The 14092-nt window shown below is 44.7% G+C and carries 17 protein-coding genes; 7 read left to right on the plus strand and 10 right to left on the minus strand.

Annotated features, from left to right (window positions below):
- Positions 1-8: 8 nt before the first annotated feature.
- From DN53_RS01365 to DN53_RS01380, 5 genes are read right to left on the minus strand one after another with little or no spacing between them, the layout of a single operon-like run.
- Complete coding sequence (locus DN53_RS01365) at positions 9-302, minus strand: hypothetical protein (RefSeq protein WP_129652629.1); 294 nt, start codon at positions 300-302, stop codon at positions 9-11.
- A complete protein-coding gene (ligA, locus tag DN53_RS01370; RefSeq protein ID WP_129652630.1) occupies positions 299-2302 on the minus strand; it encodes an NAD-dependent DNA ligase LigA in 2004 nt (667 codons plus the stop codon). Before ligA ends, DN53_RS01365 begins: the two co-directional genes overlap by 4 nt.
- Before the next feature lie 3 nt (positions 2303-2305).
- A complete protein-coding gene (locus tag DN53_RS17840) occupies positions 2306-2887 on the minus strand; it encodes an LOG family protein (protein WP_165357214.1) in 582 nt (193 codons plus the stop codon).
- Positions 2884-3783 (minus strand): peptide chain release factor N(5)-glutamine methyltransferase, encoded by a 900-nt coding sequence (prmC, locus tag DN53_RS17845; RefSeq protein WP_165357216.1) that lies wholly within the window; start codon positions 3781-3783, stop codon positions 2884-2886. The genes DN53_RS17840 and prmC overlap by 4 nt, the downstream gene beginning before the upstream one ends.
- Entirely contained in the window at positions 3783-4268 is a 486-nt protein-coding gene (locus DN53_RS01380) for a GNAT family N-acetyltransferase (RefSeq protein ID WP_129652631.1), read from the minus strand. The genes prmC and DN53_RS01380 overlap by 1 nt, the downstream gene beginning before the upstream one ends.
- A gap of 29 nt (positions 4269-4297) precedes the next feature.
- Here DN53_RS01380 and ribD point away from each other — a divergent pair, with 29 nt between their 5' ends.
- Genes ribD through DN53_RS01400 form a run of 4 tightly spaced genes read left to right on the plus strand, consistent with a single transcriptional unit; the run spans position 4298 to position 7417 of the window.
- The gene (gene ribD / locus DN53_RS01385; protein ID WP_129652632.1) at positions 4298-5350 is read left to right on the plus strand and encodes a bifunctional diaminohydroxyphosphoribosylaminopyrimidine deaminase/5-amino-6-(5-phosphoribosylamino)uracil reductase RibD; all 1053 of its coding nucleotides are present in this window, start codon (positions 4298-4300) and stop codon (positions 5348-5350) included.
- Positions 5343-5945 carry an HAD family hydrolase gene (locus DN53_RS01390; RefSeq protein WP_129652633.1) on the plus strand — a complete coding sequence of 201 codons (603 nt, stop codon included), beginning with the start codon at positions 5343-5345 and terminating at the stop codon, positions 5943-5945. The genes ribD and DN53_RS01390 overlap by 8 nt, the downstream gene beginning before the upstream one ends.
- On the plus strand, positions 5946-6809 hold the full coding sequence (locus DN53_RS01395) for an EamA family transporter (RefSeq protein WP_129652634.1): 864 nt from the start codon (positions 5946-5948) through the stop codon (positions 6807-6809).
- Positions 6809-7417 carry an IMPACT family protein gene (locus DN53_RS01400; protein ID WP_129652635.1) on the plus strand — a complete coding sequence of 203 codons (609 nt, stop codon included), beginning with the start codon at positions 6809-6811 and terminating at the stop codon, positions 7415-7417. The genes DN53_RS01395 and DN53_RS01400 overlap by 1 nt, the downstream gene beginning before the upstream one ends.
- Positions 7418-7559: 142 nt before the next feature.
- Here the strand turns inward: DN53_RS01400 and DN53_RS01405 are convergent, their stop codons facing one another.
- Positions 7560-7958: an acyl-CoA thioesterase gene (locus DN53_RS01405; protein ID WP_129652636.1), complete on the minus strand. Its 399-nt coding sequence runs from the start codon at positions 7956-7958 to the stop codon at positions 7560-7562.
- 202 nt (positions 7959-8160) lie between these two features.
- Between DN53_RS01405 and dnaA the strand changes: the two genes are divergently transcribed.
- From dnaA to DN53_RS01420, 3 genes are read left to right on the plus strand one after another with little or no spacing between them, the layout of a single operon-like run.
- On the plus strand, positions 8161-9585 hold the full coding sequence (gene dnaA / locus DN53_RS01410; RefSeq protein WP_116217912.1) for a chromosomal replication initiator protein DnaA: 1425 nt from the start codon (positions 8161-8163) through the stop codon (positions 9583-9585).
- A 13-nt stretch (positions 9586-9598) separates the two neighbouring features.
- Positions 9599-10051 carry a low molecular weight protein-tyrosine-phosphatase gene (locus tag DN53_RS01415; protein WP_129652637.1) on the plus strand — a complete coding sequence of 151 codons (453 nt, stop codon included), beginning with the start codon at positions 9599-9601 and terminating at the stop codon, positions 10049-10051.
- 4 nt (positions 10052-10055) lie between these two features.
- Positions 10056-10787 carry an SAM-dependent methyltransferase gene (locus tag DN53_RS01420; protein ID WP_129652638.1) on the plus strand — a complete coding sequence of 244 codons (732 nt, stop codon included), beginning with the start codon at positions 10056-10058 and terminating at the stop codon, positions 10785-10787.
- A 50-nt stretch (positions 10788-10837) separates the two neighbouring features.
- Here DN53_RS01420 and DN53_RS01425 read toward each other — a convergent pair whose 3' ends face one another.
- From DN53_RS01425 to dapF, 4 genes are all read right to left on the minus strand, one after another.
- Positions 10838-11482 carry a hypothetical protein gene (locus tag DN53_RS01425; RefSeq protein WP_129652639.1) on the minus strand — a complete coding sequence of 215 codons (645 nt, stop codon included), beginning with the start codon at positions 11480-11482 and terminating at the stop codon, positions 10838-10840.
- 159 nt (positions 11483-11641) lie between these two features.
- Positions 11642-12685: an endolytic transglycosylase MltG gene (gene mltG, locus DN53_RS01430; RefSeq protein ID WP_129652640.1), complete on the minus strand. Its 1044-nt coding sequence runs from the start codon at positions 12683-12685 to the stop codon at positions 11642-11644.
- The gene (locus DN53_RS01435) at positions 12675-13208 is read right to left on the minus strand and encodes a GNAT family N-acetyltransferase (protein ID WP_129652641.1); all 534 of its coding nucleotides are present in this window, start codon (positions 13206-13208) and stop codon (positions 12675-12677) included. The genes mltG and DN53_RS01435 overlap by 11 nt, the downstream gene beginning before the upstream one ends.
- Positions 13202-13978 (minus strand): diaminopimelate epimerase, encoded by a 777-nt coding sequence (dapF, locus tag DN53_RS01440; protein WP_129652642.1) that lies wholly within the window; start codon positions 13976-13978, stop codon positions 13202-13204. Before dapF ends, DN53_RS01435 begins: the two co-directional genes overlap by 7 nt.
- Positions 13979-14092 lie beyond the last annotated feature (114 nt).

Below are 14092 nucleotides of genomic sequence, written 5' to 3' on the forward strand. Positions count from 1 at the left end.
TTTATTGTTTACAGATTGGCTTCTACCAATATCCGGAGTTCCTCCTCCAAACCATATCGGGGAAAAGATTGGCCCGCTTGAGAGTACCAATATTTGGCATTCCAATCGTCGCCCTCTTTTCTATGGAGGTACGCATGGATCCAACTACCCATAGGGGTATGAAGTTCCTGCGCAATATCATGCGAAGTCTCCCAATCGCCACAGGCATCATACCAAAGGGCCTGAAGGGCCAAGGGCCATGTTTCCAAAGGCTTGCCTTGTGCTAAGGTTTTTTGAAATGACGGATAGTTTTCAGGGATCATGCGCTTACTTTTTCCATAAATTCTTGCTCCGAAATGATAGGTACACCCAAACTCTCGGCCTTGGTCTTCTTGCTGGGTCCCATATTGTCGCCCGCAACCACAAAACTGGTCTTGGATGAAATGGACGAAGCCACCTTGCCCCCATTGTCCTCAATGAGTTTTTTGAGTTCATCCCGACTGATGTTTTCAAAAACGCCGGACACTACAAAAGTCTGTCCCTTCAACTTGTCGGTTTGATTTTCCAGTTGCTCTTCGGACAATGAAAACTGTAATCCGTAGGATTTCAATCGTTCCACAAGGGCCACATTGGTGGGTTCCGCAAAGAAACGAATCACGCTTTCAGCGATTCGCTCTCCTATTTCGTCCACAGCGACCAATTCCTCTTGGGTGGCCACCATTAAAGCATCGACATTCTTATAGGCCTTGGCCAGTTTTTTGGCCACCGTCTCCCCGACATATCGGATTCCCAGAGCGAACAAAACCCTTTCAAAAGGAATGGATTTTGATGCCGCTACGCCATTCACCAGATTTTCTGCAGATTTTTCCGCCATTCGCTCCAAGGGCACCACTTGCTCCTTGGTCAGTATATATAGGTCGGCATAGTTGGCAATCAACCCCTCCTTGAACAACAATTCCACCGTTTCGCTGCCCATGCCTTCAATATCCATGGCCTTTCGGGAGATAAAATGTTGGATCCTTCCCGTTATCTGGGTGGGGCACCCGGTGTCGTTGGGACAAAAGTGTTGCGCCTCTCCCTCTTTCCTGATCAGTCCCGTACCACATTCCGGGCAATGGGTAATGTATTCCGTGGGCTTTGAATCGGCCGAACGCTTCGAGAAATCCACGCCAACGATCTTCGGGATGATTTCCCCTCCTTTTTCCACAAAAACGGTATCCCCCTCACGGACATCCAACTTGGCAATCTGGTCCGCATTATGCAGGGAGGCCCTTTTTACCGTGGTCCCGGCCAACAGTACAGGTTCTAGATTGGCCACTGGAGTAATAGCTCCGGTACGACCTACTTGATAGGTGATTTCATTGAGTACGGTGGACACCTGTTCCGCCTTAAATTTGTAAGCCATGGCCCAACGCGGGGACTTTGCCGTATAGCCCAATTCTTCTTGATACTGGATACTGTTCACCTTGATCACCACCCCATCGGTTTCGTAGGGCAGATTATGGCGGTGCGTATCCCAATAATCCACAAACTGCATCACTTCCTGGGTAGATTTGCACAACTTGGCCACGGTAGGCACCTTAAACCCCCATTGCCTTGCTTTTTCCAATACTTCAAATTGGGTCTTGATGCCCAAATTATTTCCAGTAATGCTATACAACAGACACTCCAAAGGACGTTGGGCCACCAAGGCACTGTCCTGAAGTTTAAGGCTTCCCGAAGCGGTGTTCCGAGGGTTCATGTAGGGGTCTTCCCCCGCTTCAACCCGTTCTTGGTTCATCTTGGCAAAACCTTCGAGAGTGAGAATGATTTCACCTCGGATGTCAAATTTTTGAGGGTAATTCCCTTTTAATTGTAAAGGAACCGATTTGATGGTCTTGATGTTCGTGGTAACCTCATCTCCTTGAAAACCATCACCCCGTGTCACCGCCCGCACCAATTGTCCATCCTCATAAGTGAGACTTATGGAAGCGCCATCATATTTCAGCTCACAGGTGAATTCAACCTGCACATCACCCAAAATACGTTGGATGCGCTTTTCCCAATCCTCCAGATCTTCCTTGGAATACGAATTGTCCAACGAATACATCCGATGCTCATGCACTACCGTCTCAAAGTTCTTGGTCACCGCTCCCCCAACCCGCAACGACGGCGATGTTGGGTCATGGAACTCGGGATGCTCTTCTTCCAGTTTTTGGAGTTCCTTTAGTTTCATGTCAAACTCAAAATCCGAAATGGAAGGTTGGTCCAACACATAATATTTATAGTTATGCTCCCGGAGCTCATCCCTTAGGGATGCAATTTTTTGTTCGATGCTGCTCATCTGCTATATCTGATCTTTTTTAATCCATTTTGGGGTTGCCGTAGGCTGGTATGCCCTCATCTGGTCCAGAAGTCCTTCAGAAGTTGTATCCACTAAAAGCATATCCCTATTTTCTTGTTTCAATAGTCCTGTGGCCACCATGCCATCCAGAAATTCCAACAGCTTGTTATAATATCCATTGATGTTCAAAATTCCGATAGGCTTGGTGTGCAGGCCCAACTGTGCCCACGTGATCATCTCGAACAATTCTTCAAGGGTACCAAACCCACCGGGCAGGGCAATGGTGCCCTCGGAAAGTTCGTGCATTTTCATTTTCCGCTCCTGCATGCTGTCCACTACGATCAACTCGGTAATCCGGTCGTGGAAAATTTCCTTGGATCGCAGGAAATCGGGAATCACCCCAATAACCTGTCCTTGATGGTCCAACGCCCCGTTGGCCACCTGCCCCATAAGGCCAACTTTGGCACCACCATACACTAAGGCAATATGCTCATTGGCCAATAATTTGCCCAATCCATACGACTCACGGACAATGGCTGAATTATTACCGTTACTACTACCGCAAAAAACCGAAATACTTTTCATGGATTGGGATTCGCCTTGATCATCCTATCATTGCCAAAGATGTCTTTTCGGAGTTCAATTTCCGAAAAATTATGGGCTTTCAAAAGGGACTGGGTCTCCGCTCCCAGATATTGATTGATTTCCAAGTACAAACTCCCATTTTTGGTAAGTCTTCTATTAGCAAAATAGGCAATGGCCCTATAAAACAGCAAAGGGTCTTCATCCGGAACAAAGAGTGCCAAATGCGGTTCGTGGTCGGCTACGTTTTTCTTTATCTCCTTTTTTTCCAACTCCCTGACATAGGGTGGATTGGAAACGATGATATCAAAATCAAGTTCAAGATCAAGTCTAGGGTCAAGAATGCTCTGTTTTAAAAAGGTAACGTCCACGGAATTGGCTTCGGCATTCTTGCGAGCTACGTCTAAGGCTTTTTCGGAAATATCCAAAGCGTAGACCTTTGCAGTGGGGATGTATTTGGCCAAGGCTATGGCAATACAACCGCTTCCTGTGCCAATATCCAGTATTCTTATTTCTGATGTCCCCTGTCCGATTTCTGATTTCTGATTTCTTATATAAGATATCTGACTTTCCACATCATCCATAATCCATTGCACCAATTCTTCGGTTTCGGGTCGGGGAATGAGCACATCTTCATTGACGGCAAACTCCATGCCCATGAAATGGGCCGTGCCCAAAATATATTGGAGAGGTCGTTCTTGCTTCAGCTGTGTCAAAGCTTCAAATAGAGGCTCCTCTTCTTCCTTGGTCACCGTAGTATTGGGTCTAACAACCAGAACAAAGCGCTCCAATCCCAAGTAATGTTCAATACATCGATAGAAGAATGCATCCACTTCCTCTTTGGGATAGACACCATCCAATTCCTTATGGAAAATGGTCTTGATTTCTTGGAGCAACATTACAGTTTTTTTAGCATCCAGACCGGGCAGGAATAATGGCCCGTATTGCCCATGGGGGCATCAATATATTCAAAACCGCTGCGTTGGTAAAGCTTTTGGGCCGATTCCATGTAGGTCATGGTCTCCAAATAGCAGGCCTCAAAACCATACGTCTTGGCCTTATCCAAGCATACCTTAATCATCTGCGCGCCAAGTCCCTTTCCCCTGGCTTCTTCCAAAAAGTACATTTTTTGAAGTTCGCACACATTTCCATCATAGTTCTCCAAAGGCGCAATCCCTGCACAACCAATGATACGTCCACCATACTCCACAACAAAGTAATTGGCTTTGGGCATATCATAGGCGGCATACATATCATCTAAAGCCTTGTCGGCATAGGCGGTCCCAACTTTGGGTACGCCCAAATCCTCCAAAACCTTGCGAACCACTTGGGTTACCTGCGCATTGTCTTCCGGAGTGATCTCACGGATTACCGCATCCTTCATATTGCGTTTTATTGTTCTATTTTTGTTGGGTGAAGATACACCAAAAATACATCCTTCGAGGCATGGAACTGGCCAAAAAAGGGCTTGGAACCACTGCGCCAAACCCTATGGTGGGTTGTGTAATTGTGTATGAAGGGAAAATTATTGGTGAAGGATACACCAGTCCGTATGGTGGTCCCCATGCCGAGGTGAATGCCATCCGTTCGGTACAGGATAAAAGCCTACTTTCCAAAGCGACTTTATATGTAACCTTGGAGCCTTGTTCCCATTATGGAAAAACGCCTCCCTGCGCCGATTTGATCGTTCAACATGGTATTCCCGAGGTGGTCATCGGAATCAAAGACCCCCATATCAAGGTGGCCGGAAAAGGCATCCAAAAATTGGAAGAAGCAGGTTGCAAAGTCACGGTTGGGGTTTTGGAGGAAGAATGTCGTGAGCATCTCAAGCGCTTTTTAACCTTTCAGGAGAAAAAACGCCCCCACATTATAGTAAAGTGGGCACAGACCCATGATGGTTTTATCGCCCCGGAGGCCAAATTACGAAAGAGCAGCCCAGAACCGTTTTGGATCACCAATACCTATTCCAAACAATTGGTGCACCAATGGCGAAGCCAAGAGCAGGCCATTTTGGTAGGGACCCAGACCGTATTGGAGGACAATCCAAAACTGACCACCCGTGATTGGGCCGGAAAAAACCCGGTTAGGGTGGTTTTGGACAGGGATTTGAAAATTCCGAAGGGTTTTCATGTACTGAACCAAACCGTAAAGACCCTAGTCCTGACCCAAGTCAATGATGCCACCCGCTATTGCGAAGGCATTGTTTATGAAGTCATCGATTTTTCCAAACCTATTGCCGCCCAAATTTGCCATGTACTTCATCAACATGCCATAACCAGCATGATCATTGAAGGTGGTTCGCGTACCCTTCAAACCTTTATTGATGAAAACTTATGGGACGAGGCACGGGTCTTTACGGGAACATCCGTTTTTGGAAGTGGGGTCCCCGCACCAAAACTTCATGGAAAACCAATTAGTGAACAGTCCATTTTAACCGATACCTTATCCATCTTTACAAATGATTAAAAACATTATACTTGATTTTGGGGATGTGTTCATCAATCTGGACAAACCCGCCACGGCTCGGGAAATGATAAAATATGGTTTTTCGGGCGTTACCCCGGAATTGAGCCTCTTGTTTTCGGCTTACGAAAAGGGAGCCTTGGATTCCCAGAAATTTCTAGATCAAGTTTCAGGCTATTTCCCCGAAGCCAAGGAACATGACCTAGTCCAGGCATGGAATGCCATTTTAAAGGATTTTCCCGATGAGCGACTTACCTTTCTGGAACAATTGGCCGAAGAAAACCAACACCGCCTTTTCCTTTTGAGCAATACCAATGACCTACATATAGAATGTGTGAAAGAGCAAATGGGAATGGAAAAGTTCAACCGGTTCAAGGAGGTATTTGAAGTGTTCTACCTGTCCTATGAAATGGGAATGAGCAAACCTGATGCGGAGATATTTGAATTTGTATTGGAGCAAAACGGTTTAAATCCGTCCGAAACCTTGTTTGTGGACGACACCAAGGAGAATACCGATGCGGCGGCCGAGCTCGGTATCCAGACTTGGAACCTTTTGGTGGGCCATGAAGATATCACCCAACTTAAACGCTACCTATAAATGATGGACCTGGCCCTTAGTATTTTGAGTTCCACCCTAATCTTTGTGGCCTTTAAATTGTTCGATGTGTACAAGGTCCAGACACTTTATGCCATCATCACCAATTATATAGTGGCCTGTATCGTTGGACTTTTCCTTTACGAAGGAGATGTAGAACCCTCTAAAATTATCGATGCATCTTGGTTTTGGGGTCCCATACTCTTGGGCGTCCTTTTTATCACAGTTTTCAATCTTATGGCCAAAACCGCCCAGGTTGCCGGGGTATCCGTGGCTTCGGTAGCCACCAAAATGTCATTGGTCATTCCTGTACTATTCGGGGTACTCTTTTATCAAGAGCATTTGTCCGCATGGCAGATTGTTGGAATTCTGCTGGCCCTTGTGGCTGTTTATATGGCTTCGCTAAAAGAGCAGCATATCACTATCCATAAAAGAGACCTGATATTGCCCGCTTTGGTTTTCTTGGGTTCAGGGATTATCGATACGAGCATTAAATATTTTGAGGAACAGCATCTGACCTCACAAGAAATTCCACTCTTCTCTTCCATGGTCTTCGGCTGCGCCGCATTGACCGGATTGGTTTTTATTGGAGTAAAATCCGTTAAAAATCCGCTACGGGTCAACCTTAAAAACATTTTGGGTGGGATAGCACTAGGGGTACCCAATTACTTTTCCATTTTCTTTTTGATTCGCGCCTTGCGCTCAGAAATGTTGGAAAGCGCTGCACTGTTTACGCTGAACAATGTGGCCATCGTCATGTTTTCCACCCTTGTGGGGATACTGATGTTCAAGGAAAAGCTTAGCATGAAGAACTGGGGCGGTGTGGTTTTGGCCGTATTGAGCATAATCCTTGTAGCTTTGTTCTAATGGAAGACGACCGCTACAAAACCATAGCAAGACCTTCATCCGAGGTTCTTTTCAAGGACCGGAAAAGCAAATTCTTTGCACAAGCCTTCCCTATCCAATCTGAGGATGAGGTAAAACCTATTGTTGAGGAACTTCGAAAAAAACACCATACTGCCAACCATGTATGCTATGCATGGCAATTGGGCGAGAAGGAACATTCCTATCGCGCCAATGATGACGGCGAACCCAACAACTCTGCCGGGATGCCCATTTATGGACAGATACAGTCCTTTGATGTGACCAATGTACTGGTCACGGTGACCCGAATTTTTGGGGGCACCAAGTTGGGGGTGGGAGGTTTGATCCAGGCTTACCGTGCCGCTGCGCAAATGGCGCTTGAAGATTCCAAAATCATCGAAAAGACCCTGACCACCAAATTCCAATTGCGATTTGGATACCCAGAAATGGACAAGGTCATGCGGGGCATCAAGCAAAGAGGTTTGGATATGGTTTCCCAAAAAATGGAGATGGACTGCGAACTTATTATCTCTGTACGGGAAAGCGAAGCGGAACAAACGCAACAGTTTTTTGAAGAGATGCAGCATGTACGTATCAAGAAAATGGAATGAGAAACCATGGTCAAGCTCAAACCCAAGTTCAAAATCATTTGTGATAATTCGTGTCAAAAACAGATGAGTCGTATTCTAATTTCTTCGCTTTGATGATCCATGGCTTCCTTACACCTTGTAAATACCAAGTAAAATAGAAGAATCAGCTTTCCAGTTTTTCCAAAATATACTCCGGACACTTAATGGGGCGATTGGTCTTTTTATCCATAAAGGCCAACACGGTATGTGCCGTGGCCAAAAGTTCCCTGGCTTCGTTATATATCTTATAATCGAACTCTATTTTGACCAAAGGCTTTTTGGTCAATGAGGTTTCCACGGTGATCAAATCATCATAAAGCGCAGATTTTTTATAGTCTATCTGCAAAGAAATTACGGGTAACATGACCCCATTCTCCTCCATGCTTCGGTAGGTTATTCCTAAGGCCCTTAACCATTCCACCCGACCCATTTCAAGGTATTGTGCATAATTGCCATGGTAAACTACCCCCATTTGGTCGGTTTCTCCATAACGAACCCGAAAAGAATGCGAATTTAACCTCATATTGTAACTGAAAAATTATATATTAGAGACTTGGTTAACATTTGGGCAACATGCGAAAAAAAAACAAAATATTCAATGAGCGATTCATTTTTTTTTTAAAAGATTTGTTCACATATTTGTCGCATCCATTGGGCATCTAAGTACCCCTAGATGTTACATCTAAAAGTGTTATTGCTAACCAACAAAAACAAGGAAAAACTTCATGAGTGTTACTGCTAATTCCGTATGGAACAACTGTTTGGCTTTTATCGAAGATAATATCCAACCGCAGGCATTCAAAACGTGGTTTGAGCCCATCAAGCCCATTAAGCTGACTGACAAAGCACTGAGCATCCAGGTGCCCAGCAAGTTTTTTTACGAGTGGTTGGAAGAGCATTACGTGAAGCTTTTAAAGGTGGCCTTGACCCGTGAACTGGGTAGCAACGCAAAACTGATTTACATTATCAAAATGGAAAACAAGTACGGGAACAAAGAACCGTTCACCGAACAGATTCCAAGTTCCAACCGTACCGCTGTCGCACCCCAGGAATTGGACGTGCCCATTACCTCCAAAAGTCCCGAGTTGAAAAACCCGTTCGTTATTCCCGGGATACGGAACATAAAAATAGAATCCCAACTAAACCCCAATTACAATTTTGAGAATTTCCTGGAAGGCGATTCCAACCGATTGGCAAGATCGGCAGGAATGGCCGTGGCCAATAAGCCGGGTGGAACTTCTTTCAATCCTCTATTGGTATTTGGCGGTGTTGGTTTGGGAAAAACCCACTTGGCACACGCCATTGGGGTAGAGATAAAGGACAAGTATCCTGAAAAAACGGTGCTCTATATTTCTGCGGAGAAGTTCACCCAACAATATATTGAATCCGTAAAAAAGAACACCCGAAACGATTTCATCCATTTTTACCAATTGATAGACGTACTCATTATAGATGATGTACAGTTCCTATCCGGCAAATCTGGGACCCAGGACGTGTTCTTCCACATATTCAACCATTTGCACCAAAACGGAAAGCAGGTCATCCTGACTTCGGACAAGGCACCCGTTGATATGCAGGATATAGAACAGCGATTGCTGTCCCGTTTCAAATGGGGACTTTCCGCTGAATTGCAGAGTCCGGATTACGAAACCCGTATTTCCATTTTAAAGAATAAGTTGTACCGTGACGGTGTTGAGATGCCCGATGACATTATCGATCATGTGGCCAAAAACATCAAAACCAATATTCGCGAGTTGGAAGGTGCCATTATCTCATTGATTGCACAATCCTCTTTCAATAAACGTGAAGTAACCTTGGAACTGGCCCAGCAAGTTGTGGAGAAGTTCGTTAAGAACACCAAACGGGAGGTTTCCATAGACTACATCCAAAAAGTGGTTTCCGACTATTTTGAAATGGATGTGGCCACCCTTCAATCCAAAACCAGAAAACGCCACATTGTCCAAGCCAGACAATTGGCCATGTTCTTTGCCAAAAAATTCACCAAGGCCTCTTTGGCCAGTATCGGTTCACAAATTGGAAAACGAGATCACGCCACCGTATTGCACGCTTGCAAAACTGTGGACAACCTAGCTGAAACCGACAAGCAGTTCCGAAAGTATATCGAAGACCTGAACAAAAAGTTCTCTTAACCTCCAGTACATAATGAAAACTAAGGTATTGATGGTCTGCTTGGGCAACATTTGCAGATCACCGTTGGCCGAAGGCATTTTAAAATCCAAGGTGGATTCCAACAAGGTATTTGTGGATTCTGCCGGAACGGCGGGCTACCATGTTGGCAATGCCCCAGACCAAAGGTCCATTGATGTGGCGCGAAAGCATGGGCTTGATATTGGATTCCAGAAATGCAGGCGGTTTTCCGAGATGGATTTCACGGAGTTCGATTGGATCTATGTCATGGACCGAAGCAATCTATCCAATGTGATGGATCTGGCCAAAAACACGGAAGAAATGAACAAAGTGAAATTGCTCTTGGATGAGGTCAATCTGGGCATTAAGGAGGTACCCGACCCTTATTATGGAGGTGTGGGTGGTTTTGAGGATGTATATCAAATGATCGATATGGCTTGTGAGGCTATCGCAAAAAAACTAAATTAAACCTATGGAAGAAGAGGTTAAACCGGGTTTGGTCATGGGCAAGGTGTATTTGATTCCTACAACACTTGGGGACAATGCCCCGCTTGAAGTACTGCCCATTTCTATTAAGCGCACTATTGAGAACATAGATCACTATATTGTTGAAAACGAGAAAACAGCTCGGCATTTTATCAAAAAAGTGAGCCCTGGCAAATCCCAACCCGACCTACATATAGAATCCCTGAACAAGTATACGGACCCCTCCATGATTCCTTCTTATTTAGACCCTTGCATCCACGGTCTTGATGTAGGGCTTTTGTCCGAGGCAGGTTGCCCTGGCATTGCCGACCCAGGCGCCGATGTGGTCAAGGTGGCCCATGAACGAAGAATCCAAGTAGTGCCCTTGGTAGGCCCCTCCTCCATTTTAATGGCCATGATGTCCAGTGGAATGAACGGTCAGAATTTTGCCTTTAACGGCTATCTGCCCATTGACAACAAGGAACGTAAAGCCATGATAAAAAGCTTGGAACGCCTATCACGTGATAAAGGCCAATCCCAGATTTTTATGGAAACCCCTTACCGAAACAATAAGTTGGTCCAGGAATTGGTAAGAACCTTGCAAAAAAGCACCCGTCTGTGCATTGCCTGTGACATTACGCTTCCTTCGGAGTTCATCCAGACCAAAAGTGCCCACGAGTGGAGTGAAATCAATGTGGATTTGGACAAACGCCCCACTATCTATATCATTCAGGCATAAAAAAACCCAGAACAATTATTCTGGGCTTTTCCTTTCTTTATCTTGCCAAATCAAATCTTTGGATTTTTTCTCTGCGGAATGATGGAAACATCGTATCCCGAGAACTTCCTGATATAGTATGAAATGCTACTCCCAAAGGCATCGGCCACGTCATTTTGGCCATACGACCTAAGGTATTTCTTCACATTTCCGGCCCCAGCCAAATGGGCAGCGGCCAAAATCCCTGATTCCGTGACCACGGCCCCTCCTATGCGTTTCCCTTTAAACCGTTTGATATCCCTACGCAATATCCATTTATTCCTTGCAATATTGGTATCAAAGGCCTTTTCTTGAAGCATGGGGTCGTCCAAAAAGCTCTCAATGTCATGAACGCCCATCAAGTTCAGGGTGCTTCCCCCAAACTGATATTTGCCCAAATAGCCCAATGTATTTACAACGTGGTATTTCCCTTGGGATTCCTTGAAAGCCAGCGCTTCCTTAAATCCAAAATATGCTTTCCCAAGGAACGGAGGGGTCACTTCATCAACCTCATTTACAGCAACTGAATCCTGAGGTGCAAAAAGTTCCAAGTTTTCCTCTACCTTCAGAAAATCAGGAACTTCCACATTCCTTTTCTTCGTAAGGGTATAAGAACCAAAGCTTGTCAAAACTACAATCATGGCAAGATGTAGTATAAAACCTATCCATCTTTTCATAATGCTCATATTAGTGATCTCAATACATATACGTATTGAAATTAATTTTGGCCGGCAAAGATAGGGGGAGTGTTCTTGTTGATTGGTGTAAAGCTCCTAAGATTTTCTTAAAAGAGGCCCAAATTACGTTAAATAGCTGAAAATTAACGATGAATAACCTTATCTGAGTACTTTTTGCTCATTGAGCCATCGGGTATATTGCACCTTATTCCGGTTATGTTGCGCCAAAGTTTTGGCAAACATGTGGTATCCAAAGTTAGATACGTCGGCCACAAAATAGAGATATTCATGCTTTTCCGGATTGAGCACCGCCTCTATGGAAGAGATATCTGGCATGGTGATGGGACCTGGTGGAACCCCGGCATATTTATAGGTATTGTATGGGGAATCCATCTCCAAATCACGATACAGCACCCTTTTAATTATGGTGTCATAATTCCCAGTTTCCTTTTTAATGGCAAAAATGACCGTTGGATCGGCCTGCAACAGGATTCCTTTTCGGATTCGGTTGAGATAGACTCCCGCTACCCTGCGGCGTTCATCCACTTTGGCCGTTTCTTTTTGCACTACCGCCGCCAAGGCAATCACCTGTTCCGGGGTTAGGTTTTGCGCTTTGGCTTTTCGCAAACGCTCTTCGTTCCAAAATGCACGATACTCCTTGAGCATTCTATCACGGAAGCCTTCTGCCTTGGTGTTCCAGAAAAATTCATACGTATTGGGAAGGTACATCCCCAACTTACTGTCCTCATCAAAATTGGTTTCTCGAAGGAAATCCGAATCATTGAATGCTTGCAAGAGTGATACACTGTCGGCCTCCAATTGTTCCGATATACGACCCGCCAAGGATTCCAAAGACTCTTGGTTGTTAAAGGATACCCGAACCGGAATATTGGCACTCCGCAGTGTATTGATGATCTCGTTGTTGTTCATCCCTTTTTTTAAGGCGTATTTTCCCGCTTTAACATTGGTGATATAGCCTTTTCTTTTGGCCACAGCTTCAAAAGTGGCCAAATCTTTCAACAAGGGATCCAAACTGGACTTTACATCCGCGAAGGTGGCATCCGAGGCAATATAGACAAAAGCCTCATTGTTATTGAATTGCGTATTTGGACTAAAAATGGCATTATAGATCTGGTAGGCGACAAATCCGCATACCAAAAGTCCAAGCAGGGCCACCACCCAAAGTATTTTTTTAAGATACATCCTTTCTTATCTTTTGAAACATTATCTCATTTTTGAACCCTGTACTGGTCCTGATCCATTCCTTTTTCACGCCTATCTTCTCAAATCCCAACTTTTCAAACAAATGGATGCTATTGGTGTTTTCTTCCAAAATATTGGCATACAACTGATGAAGATCCAAAACGGAGAAGGCATAATCGCATAGCAAATCGAGAGCTTCCGCTCCCACTCCTTTATTTCGATTTTCCGGATTGGCAATCACTATGCCTATTCCCGCCCTTCGGTTCTTGGGATCAAAATCGAACACATCAATTAAGCCAATACATTGGTCATCTTTATCACAAATACACAATCGCAATTGCTTTACCTCATAAATATCCCTATGGGCATTCTCCAAGTATAGGCGAAGTACTTTTTTGGAATACGGCCGTAAGGTCCCACTGATTTCCCAAATGGAAGTATCGTTTTCCAACTGATATAGAAAATCCAGATCCGTGGGCTCCAAGGCCCTCAGGTAAATATGTTCCCCCTTTAAGGTCAACATGATATTACACCTTTAAATACTTGTATGGCCGGTCCTTGTAAAAAGACGTTGGTATAGGCATCATCTTGTTGCTCGAAACTTATGGTAAGGTTACCTCCTGGCGTTTTTACCTTTACAACCTTGGATTCGGTTTTTCCGGATTGGTGCATGGCAATGGCCACGGCGGTGACCCCTGTTCCACAGGAAAGCGTTTCGTTTTCAACACCTCTCTCATACGTCCTTACCTGAAAGGTATCATCCGTTGATTGCTCCACAAAATTGATGTTGCTACCAGGTTTCCCATAGATTCCATATCGGAGCTTGGCTCCTTCCTTAGGTACATTGAAATGCTCCAAATCCTCAACAAGCTGCACATGGTGCGGTGAGCCTGTATCCAAAAAACTGTAATTGGGCTTTTCCCGAACCTCGGCCACATCCACCATCTTCAACTTCACCATATCCCCGTCAATAGTGGCATGGTGCAACCCATCGACCGCATTGAAAGTAGTTTCATTACCGATTACCCCTAAAAAATGGGCAAAGGCCACCAAACATCGGCCTCCATTGCCACACATACTGCCCTCGGCCCCATCGGCATTAAAATACACCATCTTAAAATCCGTGCTGGGGTCATTCTCTAGAAGAATTAATCCGTCCGCCCCTACCCCAAAGCGGCGATCACATAAATGCGCCACCAATTGTGTGTCATTTTTGGGAAATCGTCCCTGCCGATTGTCAATGATCACAAAATCGTTCCCTGTTCCTTGGTATTTAAAAAACTGTAGTTCCATAATTCGCTACAAAGGAACAAATATAGGGTATTCTTTAAGAGTTTTTTGGTAGTTAAAAACGAGTTAAACCCATAAAACCGAAAAATGAATTCCTTTAATTTTGTTAGAGCTAAA

This window comes from Flagellimonas olearia (genome assembly GCF_004150225.1).
Classification (GTDB): Bacteria; Bacteroidota; Bacteroidia; order Flavobacteriales; family Flavobacteriaceae; genus Flagellimonas; species Flagellimonas olearia.

What these genes read in the sequence shown, in the direction of transcription:
- prmC (WP_165357216.1), bottom strand. Translation starts at nt 3,783, where the DNA reads ATGTTGCTCCAAGAAATCAAGACCATTTTCCATAAGGAATTGGATGGT.
- DN53_RS01390 (WP_129652633.1), top strand. Translation starts at nt 5,343, where the DNA reads ATGATTAAAAACATTATACTTGATTTTGGGGATGTGTTCATCAATCTG.
- DN53_RS01435 (WP_129652641.1), bottom strand. Translation starts at nt 13,208, where the DNA reads ATGTTGACCTTAAAGGGGGAACATATTTACCTGAGGGCCTTGGAGCCC.
- ligA (WP_129652630.1), bottom strand. Translation starts at nt 2,302, where the DNA reads ATGAGCAGCATCGAACAAAAAATTGCATCCCTAAGGGATGAGCTCCGG.
- DN53_RS01395 (WP_129652634.1), top strand. Translation starts at nt 5,946, where the DNA reads ATGATGGACCTGGCCCTTAGTATTTTGAGTTCCACCCTAATCTTTGTG.
- DN53_RS01415 (WP_129652637.1), top strand. Translation starts at nt 9,599, where the DNA reads ATGAAAACTAAGGTATTGATGGTCTGCTTGGGCAACATTTGCAGATCA.
- dnaA (WP_116217912.1), top strand. Translation starts at nt 8,161, where the DNA reads ATGAGTGTTACTGCTAATTCCGTATGGAACAACTGTTTGGCTTTTATC.
- DN53_RS01365 (WP_129652629.1), bottom strand. Translation starts at nt 302, where the DNA reads ATGATCCCTGAAAACTATCCGTCATTTCAAAAAACCTTAGCACAAGGC.
- DN53_RS01400 (WP_129652635.1), top strand. Translation starts at nt 6,809, where the DNA reads ATGGAAGACGACCGCTACAAAACCATAGCAAGACCTTCATCCGAGGTT.
- DN53_RS01425 (WP_129652639.1), bottom strand. Translation starts at nt 11,482, where the DNA reads ATGAAAAGATGGATAGGTTTTATACTACATCTTGCCATGATTGTAGTT.
- mltG (WP_129652640.1), bottom strand. Translation starts at nt 12,685, where the DNA reads ATGTATCTTAAAAAAATACTTTGGGTGGTGGCCCTGCTTGGACTTTTG.
- DN53_RS01405 (WP_129652636.1), bottom strand. Translation starts at nt 7,958, where the DNA reads ATGAGGTTAAATTCGCATTCTTTTCGGGTTCGTTATGGAGAAACCGAC.
- dapF (WP_129652642.1), bottom strand. Translation starts at nt 13,978, where the DNA reads ATGGAACTACAGTTTTTTAAATACCAAGGAACAGGGAACGATTTTGTG.
- DN53_RS01380 (WP_129652631.1), bottom strand. Translation starts at nt 4,268, where the DNA reads ATGAAGGATGCGGTAATCCGTGAGATCACTCCGGAAGACAATGCGCAG.
- DN53_RS01420 (WP_129652638.1), top strand. Translation starts at nt 10,056, where the DNA reads ATGGAAGAAGAGGTTAAACCGGGTTTGGTCATGGGCAAGGTGTATTTG.
- DN53_RS17840 (WP_165357214.1), bottom strand. Translation starts at nt 2,887, where the DNA reads ATGAAAAGTATTTCGGTTTTTTGCGGTAGTAGTAACGGTAATAATTCA.